The following is a 16,927-nucleotide window of genomic DNA, read 5'->3' on the forward strand; positions in this document are numbered from 1 at the left end:
ACGGGTGTCGGCCCTCGCGGCGGTGCGACTGCTCTCGGCGACCCGCTGCGAGACGGTGACGGCGAGCGCCCCCGGCCGCCTGGACCGGGTCCGCTACCGCACCCATGGCACCTCCGAGTCCGCCGAGGTCACCGCTGATCTGGTCGTCGACGCCTCGGGCCGCTCCACGTCCGTCGACCGGTGGCTAGCCGACGCGGAGCTGCCGGTGTCCGCCAAGACCGTCATCAGAGCGAAGATCACCTACACCTCGGCGTGCTACGAACGCCCGCCGCAGGACCAGCAGGACTTCGACGTCGCGACCGCAGCGGATCGCGCTCCAGGACAAGAACCTCGTCGAAGTGATCGGCCAGGACCCGCGCGGTCACGAGCCCGGCGTAGCCGCCACCGATGACGACGGCCCGCTCCCAGCGGGCGCCGGGCGACGAGCTGTGCTGATTCTTGGCCATGACGGATCCCGTTCCCTAGTCCGCGAGTCCGCACAGGAGTATCGCCGCAGCCGTGACAGAGCCGGACCGGGCCCAGTCGTATTTCCGACCCCATGCCGTGAGGTGGGCCTCTGCGTGCGACGCCTCCGGTAGCCCCTCCACGCGCGGTCTCGCACCGCGCAAGCCAACCCGTCGCTCGCCGGGACGCGCCGCCGACTACGGCTGAATCCCGCCGGTACCCGGGCAAACATCGCGCGGGCCGGATCATCGCATCGAGCTAATGTCGTCGACTTTCCTTGGTGCGGCGGGCGAGGCGGCCCCTAGGGTTCTTCTGGATCTGGGCGGACTCTCGCCCATATACCCCCTTTCCTTTCCCCTCGTCCCTGGTGCCCGGCCGTTCCCCCGTACACGCGTCACACCCCTGCCCAAGGAGACCTCGCCCGATGACTGTTGACTCGAGCCCGGACACGCGGCTGGAGCTGCCCCGGCAGTCCAGCCTGGGCACGGCCGCTGCCCGCAACCTCACCACCACGACCAAGTCCGGCCCGCAGATGCAGGAGATCACCTCCCGCTGGCTGCTGCGGATGCTCCCCTGGGTGGAGACCAAGGGCGGCGCCTACCGCGTGAACCGGCGCCTGAGCTACACCGTCGGCGACGGGTCCGTGGAGTTCGTCCAGGACGGCGCCGACGTCCGGGTGATCCCCCGCGAACTGGGTGAACTCGCGCCGCTGCGCGGCTTCGACGACGTGGAGGTGCTGACCGCCATCGCCGACCGGTGCGTCCAACGCGACTTCCGGAGCGGTGAGAGGCTGGTGGAGCGCGGCAGGCCCGCGGATGAGCTGTACCTGATCGCCCACGGCCGCATCAGCCAGACCACCGTCGGCAGGTACGGCGGCGAGGTCGCCCTTGAGGTACTCGCCGATGGCGACCACTTCGGAGAGCACGCTCTGCTGGACGAGGACGCCAGGTGGGAGCAGACCGCGATTGCCGAGACGCCCGGCACCCTGCTGACCCTGTCACGCGCCGACCTCGCGGCCGTGCTGTCCACGGCGCCGAGCCTGCGGGACCACCTCGAAGACTTCAGGTCGCGTTCCCGCCGGCGGCAGAACCATCGCGGTGAGGCGGAGATCGCGATGTCGGCCGGGCACACCGGCGAGCACGAGTTGCCCGGCGCCTTCGTCGACTACGAACTGAAGCCGCGCGAGTACGAACTCTCCGTCGCGCAGACCATTCTGCGCGTCCACACGCGGGTCGCCGACCTCTACAACGGGCCGATGAACCAGACGGAGGAGCAGCTCAGGCTCACCATCGAGGCGCTGCGCGAGCGCCAGGAGCACGAGCTGATCAACAACCGGGAGTTCGGCCTGCTCCACAACGCCGACTTCAAGCAGCGGATCCAGCCGCACTCCGGCCCGCCGACCCCGGACGACCTCGACGATCTGCTCTGCCGCCGCCGCGGCTCGAAGTTCTTCCTGGCGCACCCCAGGACGATCGCGGCGATCGGACGTGAGTTCAACGCGCGCGGGCTCTATCCGGACCACGTCGACCTCGGCGGTCAGCAGGTCCCGGCCTGGCGAGGGGTCCCGATCCTCCCCTGCAACAAGATCCCCATCACCAAGGAGCGGACCAGCTCGATCCTCTGCATGCGTACCGGAGAGGAGAACCAGGGAGTCATCGGGCTGCACCAGACCGGCCTGCCGGAGGAGTTCGAACCGAGCCTGTCGGTCCGTTTCATGGGTCTCGACGAGAAAGCGATCACCTCCTACCTCGTCAGCGCCTACTACTCCGCCGCCATCCTCGTGCCGGACGCGGTCGGCGTACTGGAGAACGTACAGATCGCCCACTGGCCCAGCTAGCGGACCCGGCCAGCCGCCCACCCCACAAGGAGCCATGGATGCCCGCGCCCGAGCTGACACCTCCGCAGTCCAGCCTGCCAGAGGCCGCGCCCTTCGGGTCGCACGTCCTCGCTGACGCCGCGGCCCGAGTCCACGACATCAAGGCCGTCACCAGCGGCCCGACTTGCGCGTCCTCCCCGCCCGGCCCGCCCGCCCCACCCGTGCTCGACGCTCCTCCCCCCAGCGCTCCGGCGGCCGACGTGCCGGCGACGGGAACTGCCCTGGAGCGGGTCCTGCGCGGACCCAGCGGTCTGGGGACGGCGGGCCTGCGCCTGATCCGGCGCGAGGAACCGGCGCCGCCTTCAAAACCGGCGGCGGCCCCGGCGGAGGGCCCGCCCGTTCCGGGTCTCTACCACCACCCGGTGCCCGAGCCCGACCCCGCGAAGGTCGAGGAGGTCAGCCGCAGGATCAAGTCCTGGGCGTTGGACGAGGTAACCCTGTATCCAGATGAATGGGAGGAGCAGTTCGACGGCTTCTCCGTGGGCCGCTACATGGTGGCCTGCCATCCGGACGCCCCGAGCATCGACCACCTGATGGTCGCCACCCGGCTGATGGTCGCCGAGAACGCGGTGGACGACTGCTACTGCGAGGACCACGGAGGCTCACCCATCGGCCTCGGAGGGCGCCTTCTCCTCGCGCACACCGCCCTCGACCCCCTGTACACCACGCGGGAGTACCAGCCGCAGTGGGCACAGTCGCTGCACGCGGACGCACCTCGGCGGGCCTACCGCTCCGCCATGGAGTACTTCGTCCGGACGGCCAGCCCCGCTCAGGCCGACCGGTACCGGCACGACATGGCCCGACTGCACATGGGGTACCTCGCCGAAGCAGCCTGGGCCCAGACGGAGTACGCACCCGAGGTGTGGGAGTACCTGGCGATGCGCCAGTTCAACAACTTCCGCCCCTGCCCGACCATCACCGACACCGTCGGCGGCTACGAACTGCCGGCGGACCTGCACGCCCAGGCTGCCATGCAGAAGGTCATCGCGCTCGCCGGCAACGCGACGACCATCGTGAACGACCTGTACTCGTACACCAAGGAACTCGACGCTCCCGGGCGGCACTTGAACCTGCCCACCGTGCTCGCCGACCGTGAGGGCCTCTCCGAGCGGGACGCCTACCTGAAGGCCGTCGAGGTTCACAACGACCTCATGAACGACTTCGAGGCCGAAGCCGCCGCCCTGGCCGCCATGTGTCCCGTCCCGAGCGTGCTGCGCTTCCTGAAGGGCGTGGCCGCATGGGTCGACGGCAACCACTACTGGCACCGGACCAACACCTACCGATACAGCCTGCCCGACTTCTGGTAAGAGAACCTGCGGTAAGAGAATGGACTCATCTGTGACCAGCACCGAGCTCAGCGCCACCCCCACGGACACCCGCCTGCGCGTCCCCGGCCCGGCGACGCCCTACCAGAGCGACATCGCCCGCTACTGGGACGGGGAGGCCAGGCCCGTGAACCTGCGCCTCGGCGACGTCGACGGCCTCTACCACCACCACTACGGCATCGGCGAAGTCGACCACACCGCCCTGGGCGACGCCGACGACTCCGAGCACGAGAAGAAGCTGATCGCCGAACTCCACCGCCTGGAGTCGGCGCAGGCCGAGGTGCTCCTGGACCACCTCGGTGACATCGGGCGTGACGACACGCTCGTGGACGCCGGCTGCGGCCGGGGCGGTTCCATGGTCATGGCTCACCAGCGCTTCGGATGCAAGGTCGAGGGCGTCACCCTGTCGGCCAAGCAGGCCGACTTCGCCAACCGACGCGCCCAGGAACTGCGCATTCCCGACCACGTCCGCGCCCGGGTGTGCAACATGCTCGACATGCCCTTCGCTACAGGGCAGGCCGCGGGCTCGTGGAACAACGAGTCGAGCATGTACGTCGACCTGCACGACCTCTTCGCCGAGCACTCCCGGATCCTTGAGGTCGGCGGCCGCTATGTGACCATCACCGGCTGCTGGAACCCGCGTTACGGCCAGCCCTCGAAGTGGGTCTCCCAGATCAACGCCCACTTCGAGTGCAACATCCACTCACGCCGGGAGTATCTGCGAGCCATGGCCGACAACCGCCTCGTACCGCAGGCCGTCGTGGACCTGACACCCGCGACCCTGCCCTACTGGGAGCTGCGGGCCACGTCGTCCCTGGTCACCGGCATTGAAGAGGCGTTCATCGAGTCGTACAAGGACGGCTCCTTCCAGTACGTCCTGATCGCGGCCGACCGCGTCTGATCTCTTCTGCCGGGTTGCCGGTTAGGGTGACCGGAAGGGTGGACCGGACGCGACGGGGGGTCGGGGTGGATCACTTGGCCGGAGCGGACTACCGCAGGCCGACCGGGCGCGGTGAGCGTGTGACCGACCGGCCGGTGCCCGCGGTGCTCCCCCCGTCGCTGGGCGCGCGGCTCGGGCTGACTGCCCTCCTCGCTTCGCTGGTGGCCGGCGTGCTCGGCGTCCTGTACGCCGGTCACGCCGAGCCCGACGGGGTGGACCGGTGGATCAGCCGGCCGACGGCGGACAGTGTGCGGCCGCCGTGGCGGGGCGTCGCCCTGGCCGTGGACTTCTTGGCGGAGCCTGCCGGGGCGGCGATGCTCGTCGTAGTCGCCGCAACGGGCTGCCTGCTGCTGCGGCGTCCCCGCGCGGCGGTGCTCGTCGTCGTCGGCACCGGTATGACCGTGGGTACGACGTCGCTGCTCAAGCCCCTGGTGGGACGCACCATCCACGGCGAAGGAAACCTTTCCTACCCGAGCGGTCACACCGCCTTCCTCACCGCGTTCGCCCTCGTGATGGCGTTACTGGCGATCAGTCAGTTCCGCATCGGCCGGACGGCGGGTGCGTCGCTCGTGCTCGCCGCGTCGCTGGGCGCGGGCGCCGCCATGGGCTGGGCGCAGGTCGCTCTGGGCGCGCACTATCCGACCGACGTCCTCGGCGGCTGGTGCACCGCGCTGGCGGTGGTTCCGGCGACCGCGTGGCTGGTCGACCGGGTGGCGGACCGGCTGGGCGACCGCGGGGCCGGGCCGATGGTCGACGCCGGCCGGCGGGAGCGTCGCTGAACTGCCGTCGCCCCACGTCACGCCAGGCGGCGGAACACGGGCTTCACCGGTCGTCCGGCCAGCCAGGGGGTGGGATCGGCGGCGTCCAGTGCCTTCCGGTACACCGCGCATGCCTGGGCCACCACGTCGACGGTGCGGTCGATGTCGGCGTCGTCCAGTGCGCTGCTCACCACGAACGACGGGGCGAGGACACCGCCCGCGAGGAGTTGGCGCAGGAACAGGGTGCGGTACCGCTGCGACGGCTGCCGGTGCTCGTCGAGGGTGGCGAAGACCAGGTTGCTGGCCCGACCCCGGACGGTGATGTGGTCGCCGACGCCCATGGCGGCCGCGGCTTCGCGGACACCGGCGGCCAACCGCTCGCCGAGGACGTGCAGTCGCGCGGTGATGCCCTCCTCGGCGTAGGTGGCCTGTACGGCCATCGCGGCTGCCAGGGAGTGCGTCTCCGCGCCGTGCGTGGTGGACAGCAGGAAGACCCGGTCACCGGAGTGGCGCAGGCCGCCCCGCTCCATCAGGTCGCGGCGCCCGGCCAGCGCGGAGACGGCGAAGCCGTTGCCCAGCGCCTTACCGAACGTGGAGAGGTCGGGGACCACGCCGTACAGGCCCTGGGCGCCCGCCTCGGACCAGCGGAAGCCGGTGATCATCTCGTCGAAGACGAGGACGCAGCCGTGCCGGTCGGCCAGCTCGCGCAGGCCCGCGAGGTATCCCGGCGACGGTCCGACGGGTTCCAGGATCAGGCAGGCGACCTCGCCCTGGTACCGGGACAGCAGCTCCTCCGTGGCGGCCAGGTCCCCGTACGGGAAGGACACCGTGAGCTCGTTGGTCGCCGCCGGGATTCCGGCGGACATCGGCGTCGTACCGATGAACCAGTCGTCGACGGAGAAGAACGGGTGGTCGCCGCAGACGGCCACCCGTGGGCGCCCGGTGGCGGCGCGGGCGAGGCGCACCGCCGCGGTGGTGGCGTCCGAGCCGTTCTTCGCGAACTTGACCATCTCGGCGGTCGGCACCGTGGCCAGGAAGCGTTCCGCGGCCTCGACCTCCACGATGGACGGCCGGACGAAGTTGCTGCCGCGGTCGAGTTCGCGGCGCACCACTTCGAGGACGCGCGGGTGGGCGTGGCCGAGGCTGACCGACCGCAGGCCGGACCCGTACTCGATGTAGCGGTTGCCGTCGATGTCCCAGACGTGGGCACCGCGGCCGTGGCTGATGACCGGGGCCAGGTTCTCGGGGTACTGGTCGTCGCCCTTGGCGTACGTGTGCGCGCCGCCGGGGACCATGGCGTGCAGCCGCTCGTTGGCGGCCCGGGAGCGGGGCAGTCGGAACGCTTCGGTGTCCACGGCCGACCTCAGCTCTCTTTCCGGTTCATGACCTCGGCCCGCTTCAGGACCTCGGCGAGGCTCGGTGCCTCCCGGTCCCGCCGGGACATCGATGTGACCGGCAGCGGCCAGGGGATGGCGAGTTCCGGGTCGTCGAACGCGATCGTCACGTCCTCGGCCGGATCGTGCGGGCGGTCGATCCGGTAGGAGGTGTCGGCGGTCTCGGTCAGCGCCTGGAAGCCGTGCGCGCATCCCGCGGGGACGTACAGGGTCGCCTGCGTGTCGCCGGACAGCTCGAAGGAGGCCACGTTGCGGTACGTCGGCGAGTCCGCCCGCAGGTCCACGACGACGTCGAAGATCTTCCCGTACGAGCACCGCACCAGCTTGGCCTCGCCCGCTCCGGAGCGCAGGTGCAGGCCGCGCAGCACGCCCCGGACCGAGCGGGACAGGCTGTCCTGGACGAAGGCGTTTGGGTCGAGGCCCACGGAGCGGCCCACATCGGCGTCGAAGGTTCGGCAGAAGAAGCCGCGCTCGTCGGCGTACGGCTTGGGCTCGAAGAGGTGAGCGCCCTGGATCGCCGGGACTTCGGTGGCTTTCATGGTGTCTCCTGCCGGGCGGTGGCCTTGAACAGCGTCCTGGTCAAGGTGGTGAACTGGTCGTCTAGTTGTTGCGCGGCGTGCTTGTTCCGCTCGGTGAGGGTCCGCCGTAGCTCCGCCGATCGCCTCTCCAGCTCCCGGAACTGTTCCAGCAGCCGGTCGGCGTCGACCTCGTCGGCCGGATGGCAGTACGCGCCGAGGCCCATCCGCGCCATGAGCGCGTCGCTCTTCGCCGCGTAACTGAGTGCGAGCGTGGGCGTGCCGGCCTTCAGCGCGCAGACCAGGTTGTGGTACCGGGTCGCCACCACGGCGTCGGCGGCCGCCATCTCCTTCATCAGTTCGGCGAGCGAGGCCGCCTCGGCGGCGGTGACCAGCGGCGAGTCCACCGCGTCGAGGATCGCGGCGACCACCGGCGCGTCGCACGCGTCGCCGGTGAGCAGTCGGACCGGTCTGCCGCCCTCGGCGAGTGCGCGCACGAAGCGGGTCGTCCCTTCGAGGTAGCGCCGGTGGATCTCCTCGGCTCTGTCCCGGTCGTCGTCGCCGCCGTGGAAGTCCATGACGCCGACGCAGACCGTGCCCGAGGGGGCGCCCGTGGGCGGTGCCGGCAGGGCGAACGCGAGGTCGGGGTAGACCTCGTCGCGCGCGGTGTCCACACCCATCGCCCGCATCGCGTCGCGGGACAGGGTGTCCCGGTACGACCGGTACGCGGCAAGGCGTGCCGACCGGCGCACCAGGGCCCGGGTCGCCCGGTTGCCGATCGGGGCGGCGCCGACGCCGACCAGCGCGACGCGGGTGCCGAGGAGCCGCCCGGACGCGCAGAGCAGGAAGAGCGCGTACGGGAAACCCCACGGCCGCAGCGGCAGCGTGGCCTCCAGGACGCCCATGCCCGGCACGATCACCACGTCGTGTCTTCGCACCCAGGCGGCGGTGCGGAAGGCGTCGACGAGTTTGCCGAGACCCTTCCCCGCGACCGCGCCCGCCCGTGACGCGGTGCGGTACTCCCCCCGGTACCAGTGCAGCCGTGTCGCGGGAATTCCGTACCGGGCCGCGACGGTCCCGGGCCCCCCGCACAGCGCGTCGACGACGGCCTCCGGGTGCTCGGCGTGGAGGTAGCCGAGGACGGCCTCCAGCGAGCCGTCGTTGCCGAGGTTGCCGGACCCGAGCAGGCCGAAGACCCCTACCCGCACCGGCGTCACGCCCGCCTCCCCTCACGGCCCGCGACGAGGGCGTCGACGGAGACCGTCGTCTCGGCCGGGTCGGCCGGGGCGCGGTCCTCGACCCGCTCGCCGGCGCCCGGCCGGACCCTGCTGGCCATCCACGCGGCCAGGTGGCGGTAGCAGGCGCGCCGGTCGGCCGTGGACAGCGGCGCGCGCCGGATCGCCGAGGCGAAGCCCCAGACGTACTCGGCGAGCAGCCGGGGCGTCGGGTGCAGCGGGCCCGCCCGGCGCGGGTCCAGGTTGACGCAGCGGGAGCGCTTGGAGGGGTTCGCCCGTTCGGCGCGCGTGGGGTGGTCGCGGCGGAAGTACAGCAGTTCCGGCACCTGGTGGAAGGGCCCGTGCAGGGTGATCTCGGCGACGAACGTGCGGTCGGCGTGGTGGTAGCTGTCGTGCGGCTTCACCCGGCGCAGCATGTCGGCCCGCATCACCCCGTAGAAGTCGTCGCCGCCGGGCTCGAACAGCAGACTGCGGAAGCGCTCCGGTGGGTGCAGCGAGTCGGTGGCGAGCCCGTACGCGTACGGGACCTTCACCTGGCCGTCGCCGTCGATGACGGCCTGGCCGCTGTGCGCGAGGACGACGTCCGGCCGCTCGTCCAGCGCCGTCACGCAGCGCAGCAGCAGGTCACGGGCGTACAGGTCGTCGTGCGAGGCCCACTTGAACAGTTCGCCGCGGCACTCGGTGAACACGTAGTTGTGGTTCGGCGCGGCGCCGATGTTCCGGGGCAGCCTGATGTACCGGATGCGCGAGTCCCGCGCGGCGTACTCGCGGCAGATGTCCTCGGTTCCGTCGGTCGAGGCGTTGTCGGAGACGACCAGTTCGAAGTCCTCGTAGGTCTGGCCGAGCAGGGCGTCGAGCGCCTCGGCGAGGTACTCCTCGCCGTTGTACACGGGCAGGCCGATGCTCAGCCGGGGGTGGGCGGTCATGTGGTCCTCACTTCGGGGATGGGGTTCTGGTGGCGCTCGCGCAGGGCTGACCGCAGGTGCAGCCACCACACGGCCGATCCGCCGACGGTCGCGGCGGCGACGCCCCAGGCCGAGCCGACCGTGCCCGCGGCGGCGGCCCCGCCGAGCCCGCCGCCGACATAGCAGGCGGAGGCGAACAGCTGGCTGCGCAGGCTGCGGCGGGCAGCGGCGAGCGCGCGCAGCCCGGCCGCCGCGCCCGTGCCGAGGCCGGCGCCCACGACGCCGAGCGTGGCCGGGACGATGAGTTCCGATGCGGAGTTCCATACGCCGCCGAGTACGAGTTCGCCGAACCGGTCCGGCATCAGCAGCAGCGCCGCGCCCCACAGCAGCGCGGCGGCGGCCTGCCCGCCGCCGAGGAGGAGGCAGAACCTGGCGAGGCGGTGCGGGGCCCGCCGCAGTACGCGGGCCGCCTCCGCGACGGTGACCAGGGACAGGCCCATGAGTACGGCGAGGAACGGGCCGAGCAGGAGTTCGGCACCCCGCACCGCGCCCACCGCGCCGACGCCGACGATCGCGCCGAGCCCGTACGCGCGCAGTTGGCTCGCGCCGCTGACGCAGGTGTTCTCGACGAGGTACCGGTAGCCGAGGTCGCGGTGCGCGCGGAGCCACTCGCGCGCACCGGTCACCTGGGGCCGGATGCCGGACTGGAGGCAGCCGTACACCGCGGCCACCGCCGCGGACGCGCCCCAGGCGAGCACGAACGCGGCCACGCTGCCCACGTGGGCCGCCACCACCATGGCCGGGACGAGCGCGACGCCCCACACGAGGTCGTTGGTGAACGCCTTTCGCCCGGTGCCCGCGGCGAAGAACGCGAACCGCCACGCGTCCTGGAGCAGCAGTGCGGGCAGGACGGCGCCGAGGCAGACGAACGCGGGCCCCACGCGGCCGCCGAGGCCGAGGCCGACCAGCACGCACGCCGCGCCGAGCGCGGTGCCCATGCCGAGCGCGGCGCCCGAGGACCTGGCCACCGCCGTGCGCCAGGACGCGGTCGGCGCGCCGCTGAAGCGCACGACGAGCGGGTCGGTGGCGAGTCCGCGGGAGACGTTGAGCACCACGCCGTAGGTCACCCAGGCCAGGCTGAACACGCCGAACGCGGCAAGTCCCAGGGAGCGTGCCACGTAGATGCCCACCGCGAAGTTGGTCATGCTGGAGGCCGCCTGGTCGGCGAGGCCCCAGGACAGCCGGCCGGCCATGGCCCGCCCGGCGCTCCGCTTCTCCCCCTCGGCGGTCATCGGCGTCACGCCTTGAGCAGCCCGGCGCCGTGCAGGGCGTCGGCCGCTTCGGCGACGGTGTCGAAGGGCAGGCCGGACCGCTCGGCGACGTCCAGCAGACTGCGCTCGCCGTCGGAGAGGCTGAGCGTCCAGAGCAGGGCCAGCTGGGCCTGCTTGGTGTCGCTGCGGCCGCCGAGCGCGTCGTACAACCCCCGTCGGCCCAGCTGGGGTTCGCCGTAGGGGCTGAGGTTGACATACCGCCGGTTGCGGTCGAGAACGGCGAACGCCTCGCGGCAGACGGTGAGCGTGTCCGCCATGGCCTGCGGGGAGACGAAGTCGGGGTTGTCGGCCGAGGTGTGGTACTCGGGGTAGTCGGCGTAGGGGGTCCTGCTGAGCGAGCCGACGCCGAGGTCGAAGCCGGGCGAGCAGTACTGCCGCTCGTCGTAGCCGTACGGAGTGAACTCCCGTATCTCGTGCGGGCGTTCGGAGGCGGCGAGGACGTGCCGCATCACCCGGTCGATCTCGGCGTCGCCGCGTCTGCTCTGTTTGTACGTCAGGCTGCCCGAGTCCCCGGCGCATGCCAGTACCAGGCCGTGCTTGACCTTCTCGACCCGCTCCGCGTTACGGGCCAGCCACGTGATCGCCCCGATGGTGCCGGGCGCGTAGATGAACCGGTAGGTGTAGTACGGCGTTCGCTCCGCGAGGGACCGGGCCAGGAACGTCGCCACCGCGATGCCGGCGAGGTTGTCGTTGGCAAGGGACGGGTGGCAGACGTGACAGGAAACGATCACCTCGTCGGCGACCTGCCCGGGGATGACGTGCTCGGCGTAGGTGAGGTGGCCGTCGGCGAGCGTGGAGTCGACGCGCACCTCGTACTCGCCGTCAGGCATCGCGTCCAAAGTCTCCTGGGCCAGGCAGAATCCCCATTCCGGCTGGTAGTAGCTGGTGCGGTAGGGCACCCACGTCGGGTGGTCCGGCAGGGTGTGCAGGTGTTCCCGCAGCTCGGCCAGCGGCATGGTCGCCGCCACCGGGACGCTGTAGCCGAGCACGTGCAGACTGGACGCGGCGAAGTCGACGACCCGGTTGCCCGCGCTGTCGGCGATGTACGCGTCGCGGATGTTCCACTCCTGCGGCACCGTCCAGTCGAGTACCTGCGTCCCGGTCGGCACCTCGTGCACGTTCAGCGGGACGTACTCGTCGACGATCTCCAGGGTGGCGCGCACGCCGTCGCCGGTGATGCTCCGGCACAGCGGGTACAGCCGCTCCACCAGTGCGTGCATCTCCTCGCCGGGTGTGGTCATCGGCGCCACCGCAGGGTGTCGTCGACGGCTCCGGCGCCGCCCTCCTGAGAGAGCGCCGCGCGCAGCACGGCGAGCCGGGTGAAGCGTCGCTCGAAGTCCTCCCGGGTCAGGCCGAACTTCCGGTAGGCGTCGGCGAGTTCGAGGGCGCCCTGCTTCACGGTCCACTCGCAGTCGAAGCCGGGTATCGCGGCGCGGAACCGGGAGAAGTCCACCCGGTACGACCGCGGATCGGCACCGGTCTCCCCGGTGATCACCACCTTCGAGCCGGACACCGCCGCGGCGACCTGCTCGGCGATCTCGGCGACCGTGACGTTGTTGGTCTCGCTGCCGATGTTGAACGCCCGGTCGTGCACGGCCTCCCGGGGCGCGGTCAGTGCGGCCGTGAAGGCCCGCGCGATGTCGGCGGCGTGCACCAGCGGGCGCCACGGGGTGCCGTCGGACATCACGAGGACCTCGCCGGACAGGAGGGCGTGGCCCACCAGGTTGTTCAGCACGATGTCGGCGCGCAGCCGGGGTGAGTAGCCGAAGGCGGTGGCGTTGCGCATGAACACGGGGCTGAAGTCGCCGTCGGCGAGCGCGTGCAGGTCGTCCTCCACCCGCACCTTGGACTCCGCGTACGGCGTCACCGGGCGCAGCGGGGCGTCCTCCGTCACCAAGTCGCCGCCGCCCGCGGCACCGTAGACCGAGCAGGTCGACGCGTACAGGAAGCGCCGCACGCCGGCGTCGCGGGCAAGGCGGGCGAGGCGTACGGAGGCGTGGTGGTTGATGTCGTAGGTGAGTTCCGGCGCCAGCGATCCCAGGGGGTCGTTGGAGAGCGCGGCGAGGTGGATCACGGCGTCCACCCCGGCCACGTGTTCGGCCGTGAGGTCGCGAAGGTCCACCCGGTGCCCGGACGGGTCGGCGGGCGGCGGGCCGAGTACGCAGTCGGCGAACAGACCGGCGTCGAGGCCGACGACGTCGTGTCCGGCGGCCGTGAGGACCGGGGCCATCACGGTGCCCAGGTAGCCCTGGTGTCCGGTGAGCAGTACGCGCATTCATTCCCCCTGATGGAAGGTGCCGAGATCGAGCGTGAGTTTGGTGGTGGCGAACGCCTCGGCGTAGCGCGCGTGGCATTCGATACCGCGGATCCGCGCGAGGCCGAGGAAGGCCTCCCGGTCGTACCAGGGCCGGTGCCGCTGCGAGGGGTAGTGCTCCTGCAACAACCGCACCTTCTCTTCGGCGACCTCCGGGGACAGCGGCTGGTACACACCCATGCGGCCGAGATCGCCGTCCCACTTGACGATCTCGTAGCCGAGCACGAGGTGGTCGCGGAACACGGTGGGCAGCAGGCGCGCCAGGCCGCGGTGGTCCTGGTGCGCGTCATCGGTGCGCGGCGCGAGCAGGAGATCCGGTTCGGTCCGCTCGCGCAGCTCCTCGACGGCGGCCTTGGCCTCCTCCCAGTGGGCGGGCAGTCGGCCGTCCGGCAGCTTGAGCACGGTCAGCCGCAGATCGGCGCCCGGGCAGAAGGCGGCCAGCGCGGCCCGCTCCTCCCGCTCCCGCTCGCCGCCACCGCCGGAGAGCACCAGCGCGTCGACGCGGATGCCCGGCCGGGCACGGCACATCGTCAGCAGCGTGCCGCCGGCGCCGATGGCGATGTCGTCGCAGTGCGCGCCCACCGCGACGAGCCGGTCCAGACGTCCGGTGCCGAGCCGGATCACGCCCTCGCCCCCGCGCCGTCCCGCTCCCACACGGCCCAGGGGCGCTCGCCCCTGGCGTAGGCGTCGTCGAGCGCGGCCCGCTCCTTCACGGTGTCGGTCGGCTTCCAGAAACCGCGGTGCTGGTGCGCCACGAGGCGGCCGCGCTTGGCCAGTTGGGCGCATCCGTCGGCGACCAGGTCCCCGCCCTCCGGGATGTGGTCGAAGACCTCCTGGCGGAGCACGAAGTAGCCGCCGTTCTCCCACAGCGGCAGATCGCTCACCGCGGTGATGCCTCCCACCAGACCGTCCTCGCCCAGGTCCACGCAGTGGAACGAGGACTGCGGCGGCACCACCATCATCGACGCGCCGGCGTCACGCCCGGCGAACTGGTCGATCATCTGCGGCAGCGGGGCGTCGGTGAGCACGTCGGCGTAGTTGGCGAGGAACATCTCGTCGCCGTCCAGGTGGTGCCGCACCCGGCGCAGCCGCTCCCCGATCGGCGACTCGATGCCGGTCTGCGCGAACGTGATCGTCCAGTCGGCTATGTCGGTGGAGAGCAGCTCGGTGCGCCCGCCCCGCAGCACGAAGTCGTTGGACGTCGTCTCCTCGTAGGTGAGGAAGAAGTTCTTGATGTGGTGTGCGCCGTACCCGAGGCACAGGATGAACTCCGTGTGCCCGAAGTGCGCGTAGTAGCGCATGACGTGCCAGATCAGCGGGCGCGGGCCGACCATCGCCATCGGCTTGGGCACGTCGTCCGCGGCACCGCTGCGCATCCGCATCCCGTAGCCGCCGCAGAACAGTACGACCTTCATGACTTCACCTCGACGATGCTCAGTTCCGGGATGGGGAAGACGAGCCGGCCGCCCCACTCGTGCACGAACGACAGCTGCTCGACCAGTTCGGCCCGCAGGTTCCACGGGAGGACGAGGACGTAGTCGGGTCGGTCGGCGGCTATCCGCTCGGGCGGCAGGATCGGGATGCGGGTGCCCGGGGTGAACCTGCCGTGTTTGTAGGGGTTGCGGTCGACCGTGTACGGGAGCAGGTCGGGCCGGATGCCGCAGTGGTTGAGCAGGGTGTTGCCCTTGCCCGGGGCGCCGTAGCCGACGACCGTCTCGCCGCGCTCGGCCGCCTCGATGAGGAACTTCAGGAGGTCCCTGCGCACCTTGGCCACCCGGGCGGAGAACTCGGTGTACCCGGAGAGTTCCTGGAGGCCGGCGGCCTTCTCGCGGGCCAGGACGTCGGTCACGCGGCGACTCGGCTCGCCCGCCGCCTCGGCCGGCCGGGCCCACAGCCGGATGGAGCCGCCGTGCGTGGGCAGCAACTCGACGTCCACGAGCGTGAGTCCGCCGCTCGCGAGCGCCCGGGCCGCGGACGCGACCGTGTAGTACTGGAAGTGCTCGTGGTAGATCGTGTCGTACTGGTTCTCCTCGATCAGGGTCAGCAGGTGCTGCACCTCGATGGAGACCCAGCCGTCGTCGGCGACCAGGGCGCGCAACCCCTCGGTGAACCCGACGACGTCGGGGATGTGCGCGTACACGTTGTTGGCGACGACCAGGTCCGCCGCGCCGTGCTCGGCGCGGACGGCCTCGCCGGTGGCCGGGCTCAGGAACTCGGTGAGCGTGGGCACGCCCGCGTCCCGCGCCGCCGCGCCGACGTTCACCGACGGCTCGATGCCGAGGCAGCGGATCCCGCGGTCCCTCACGTGCTTCAGGAGATACCCGTCGTTGCTCGCCACCTCGACCACGAAGGCTTCCTTCTCCGCGGGGTCGAGACCGAGGCGCCGCACGGTGTCGGCGACGAACGTGCGCGCGTGCTCCACCCAGGAGGTCGAGAAGGAGGAGAAGTACGCGTACTCGCTGAACGTCTCCTCCGGCGTGATCAGCGGCGGGAGCTGCGCGAGCCAGCAGTCGGTGCAGACCCGCAGGTGCAGCGGGTACGCGGGCTCCGGTTGGTCCAGTCGGTCCGCGGCGAGAAAGCTCTCGCAAGGTGGTGTCGCCCCGAGGTCGACGACGCTCGCCATCGCTTCCGAGCCGCAGAGTCGGCATCGTGTCATGTAGTGCCCCCCATTGATGTGTTGCCCCCCATTGCTTCTGATTCGGTCCGACCCGCGATCGCGGTGCGGTACTCCTCCACCAGGCGCTCAAGGCCGACGACCGGGCTGAAGCCCTGCTCGTAACGGCGCCGGGCCGCCCGGCCCATCTTCTGGTTGCGCACCGGATCGGCCGTGATCCGGCGCAGGCAGGACGCGAGCGAGGCGGACTCGCCCGGCCTGTGCAGCAGCCCGGCCACCCCGTCCTCGACGAGTTCGACGAAGGCGCCGTGACCGGCCGCGACGGCCGGGACTCCCGCCGCCATCGCCTCCACGACCACCAGGCCGAACGCCTCCAGCCAGGTCGAGGGCGCCACCACGGCGACCGACCGCGCGATGACCTCCCGGCACCGCGCCGGGTCGTACAGGCCGACATAGCGCACGTCGTCCCTGCCCGCCGCCCAGGCGCTCACCTCCCCCTCCAGCGGCCCTCCGCCGACCACCACGAGCGGCACGCCCACACCGCCGCTCGCCGCGATCTCGTCCCACGCGGCCATGAGCAGTCGTACGCCCTTTGTCTCCGCGAGCCGGCCGAGGTAGAGCAGATGCTCGCCCGCGCCCGATCGCAGCGGACCCGAATCAGGTACGAAGTTGTGCTTCACCGCCAGCCGCCCGGCCGGCAGTCCGGCCCGCACCAGGACGTCGCGCTGCGCTGCGGAGATGCAGAGGAACCGCTCCACGCCCGACCACCACCGCCGCCGGTTGACCGCCAGGCTGACCGCGAGCGGCACGGTCGCGAGCCGGGAGCCGCGGTAGCAGCCGTGCCGGACGGCGGGCAGCGGTGTCGTCCCGACGCACTCGGCACACGGCCGGCCGTCCCGCTGGAGCGTGCCGGGCGGGCAGATCTGGGTGTAGTTGTGCAGCGTGGCGACGGCGGGTACGCCGGCGTCGGCGCAGGCGGCGAGGACCGCGGGCGACAGGAGCGGGAAGACGTTGTGGACGTGCACCACGTCCGGCCGCTCGGCGCGCAGCCGGGCGGCGAGTTCCGTGCGGACCGCCGGGTTCCACGGCACGAGCAGCGGCACCGCGGCCTTGGCCAGCAGGGACCGGGTGGCGATGTCGTCGCTGCGCCGCTCGAACATGTCGACCCGGTGGCCGGCCGCGCGCAGCAGCTCCGCCTCCTGGTCGACGACCCTGTTCTCACCGCTCGGCTGTCCCGAGGAGTAGCGGTTGTGCACCACGAGGACGTGCATGTGTG

The 16,927-nt window shown here is 71.6% G+C and carries 17 protein-coding genes; 4 read left to right on the plus strand and 13 right to left on the minus strand.

All coding sequences use genetic code 11. The features are described 5' to 3' along the window. Positions 1-93: 93 nt before the first annotated feature. Both CP975_RS36540 and CP975_RS36545 read right to left on the minus strand, forming a co-directional pair. Positions 94-225 carry a hypothetical protein gene (locus CP975_RS36540; protein WP_281292818.1) on the minus strand — a complete coding sequence of 44 codons (132 nt, stop codon included), beginning with the start codon at positions 223-225 and terminating at the stop codon, positions 94-96. Between the two features lie 11 nt (positions 226-236). Beyond that, positions 237-446, minus strand: a complete 210-nt coding sequence (locus CP975_RS36545) for an NAD(P)-binding protein (RefSeq protein ID WP_150476557.1) — start codon at positions 444-446, stop codon at positions 237-239. A 422-nt stretch (positions 447-868) separates the two neighbouring features. On the opposite strand from CP975_RS36545, the gene CP975_RS03210 reads away from it, so the two are divergent. The 4 genes from CP975_RS03210 (at position 869) to CP975_RS03225 (ending at position 5,364) form a co-directional block, all read left to right on the plus strand. Next, positions 869-2,281 (plus strand): family 2B encapsulin nanocompartment shell protein, encoded by a 1,413-nt coding sequence (locus CP975_RS03210; RefSeq protein WP_150476558.1) that lies wholly within the window; start codon positions 869-871, stop codon positions 2,279-2,281. A 74-nt stretch (positions 2,282-2,355) separates the two neighbouring features. Continuing rightward, the gene (locus CP975_RS03215; protein WP_425474307.1) at positions 2,356-3,627 is read left to right on the plus strand and encodes a family 2 encapsulin nanocompartment cargo protein terpene cyclase; all 1,272 of its coding nucleotides are present in this window, start codon (positions 2,356-2,358) and stop codon (positions 3,625-3,627) included. Positions 3,628-3,658: 31 nt separating this feature from the next. Continuing rightward, positions 3,659-4,546 carry a geranyl diphosphate 2-C-methyltransferase gene (locus CP975_RS03220; RefSeq protein WP_055534929.1) on the plus strand — a complete coding sequence of 296 codons (888 nt, stop codon included), beginning with the start codon at positions 3,659-3,661 and terminating at the stop codon, positions 4,544-4,546. Positions 4,547-4,665: 119 nt separating this feature from the next. Further along, positions 4,666-5,364, plus strand: coding sequence for a phosphatase PAP2 family protein (locus CP975_RS03225; RefSeq protein WP_055534932.1), 699 nt, complete (start codon positions 4,666-4,668; stop codon positions 5,362-5,364). A 17-nt stretch (positions 5,365-5,381) separates the two neighbouring features. Here CP975_RS03225 and CP975_RS03230 read toward each other — a convergent pair whose 3' ends face one another. From CP975_RS03230 to CP975_RS03280, 11 genes are read right to left on the minus strand one after another with little or no spacing between them, the layout of a single operon-like run. Next, entirely contained in the window at positions 5,382-6,698 is a 1,317-nt protein-coding gene (locus CP975_RS03230; protein ID WP_055534928.1) for a glutamate-1-semialdehyde 2,1-aminomutase, read from the minus strand. A gap of 8 nt (positions 6,699-6,706) precedes the next feature. Further along, positions 6,707-7,276, minus strand: coding sequence for a dTDP-4-dehydrorhamnose 3,5-epimerase (gene rfbC, locus CP975_RS03235; protein WP_055534927.1), 570 nt, complete (start codon positions 7,274-7,276; stop codon positions 6,707-6,709). Further along, complete coding sequence (locus CP975_RS03240) at positions 7,273-8,469, minus strand: polysaccharide pyruvyl transferase family protein (protein ID WP_055534926.1); 1,197 nt, start codon at positions 8,467-8,469, stop codon at positions 7,273-7,275. Before CP975_RS03240 ends, rfbC begins: the two co-directional genes overlap by 4 nt. Next, a complete protein-coding gene (locus tag CP975_RS03245; protein ID WP_055534925.1) occupies positions 8,466-9,413 on the minus strand; it encodes a glycosyltransferase family 2 protein in 948 nt (315 codons plus the stop codon). The genes CP975_RS03240 and CP975_RS03245 overlap by 4 nt, the downstream gene beginning before the upstream one ends. Next, positions 9,410-10,693 carry an MATE family efflux transporter gene (locus CP975_RS03250; protein ID WP_055534923.1) on the minus strand — a complete coding sequence of 428 codons (1,284 nt, stop codon included), beginning with the start codon at positions 10,691-10,693 and terminating at the stop codon, positions 9,410-9,412. The genes CP975_RS03245 and CP975_RS03250 overlap by 4 nt, the downstream gene beginning before the upstream one ends. Beyond that, positions 10,690-11,973, minus strand: coding sequence for a DUF4910 domain-containing protein (locus tag CP975_RS03255; protein ID WP_055534915.1), 1,284 nt, complete (start codon positions 11,971-11,973; stop codon positions 10,690-10,692). The genes CP975_RS03250 and CP975_RS03255 overlap by 4 nt, the downstream gene beginning before the upstream one ends. Next, positions 11,961-12,998: an NAD-dependent epimerase/dehydratase family protein gene (locus tag CP975_RS03260; RefSeq protein ID WP_055534913.1), complete on the minus strand. Its 1,038-nt coding sequence runs from the start codon at positions 12,996-12,998 to the stop codon at positions 11,961-11,963. Before CP975_RS03260 ends, CP975_RS03255 begins: the two co-directional genes overlap by 13 nt. Next, positions 12,999-13,661, minus strand: a complete 663-nt coding sequence (locus CP975_RS03265) for a PIG-L deacetylase family protein (protein ID WP_055534931.1) — start codon at positions 13,659-13,661, stop codon at positions 12,999-13,001. Next, entirely contained in the window at positions 13,658-14,452 is a 795-nt protein-coding gene (locus CP975_RS03270) for a glycosyltransferase family protein (protein WP_055534911.1), read from the minus strand. Before CP975_RS03270 ends, CP975_RS03265 begins: the two co-directional genes overlap by 4 nt. After that, positions 14,449-15,693, minus strand: a complete 1,245-nt coding sequence (locus CP975_RS03275; protein ID WP_055534909.1) for a class I SAM-dependent methyltransferase — start codon at positions 15,691-15,693, stop codon at positions 14,449-14,451. Before CP975_RS03275 ends, CP975_RS03270 begins: the two co-directional genes overlap by 4 nt. Continuing rightward, positions 15,690-16,922, minus strand: coding sequence for a glycosyltransferase (locus tag CP975_RS03280; protein ID WP_055534907.1), 1,233 nt, complete (start codon positions 16,920-16,922; stop codon positions 15,690-15,692). The genes CP975_RS03275 and CP975_RS03280 overlap by 4 nt, the downstream gene beginning before the upstream one ends. Positions 16,923-16,927: the final 5 nt, after the last annotated feature.

The sequence above is a fragment of the Streptomyces alboniger genome, from assembly GCF_008704395.1.
GTDB lineage: Bacteria > Actinomycetota > Actinomycetes > Streptomycetales > Streptomycetaceae > Streptomyces > Streptomyces alboniger.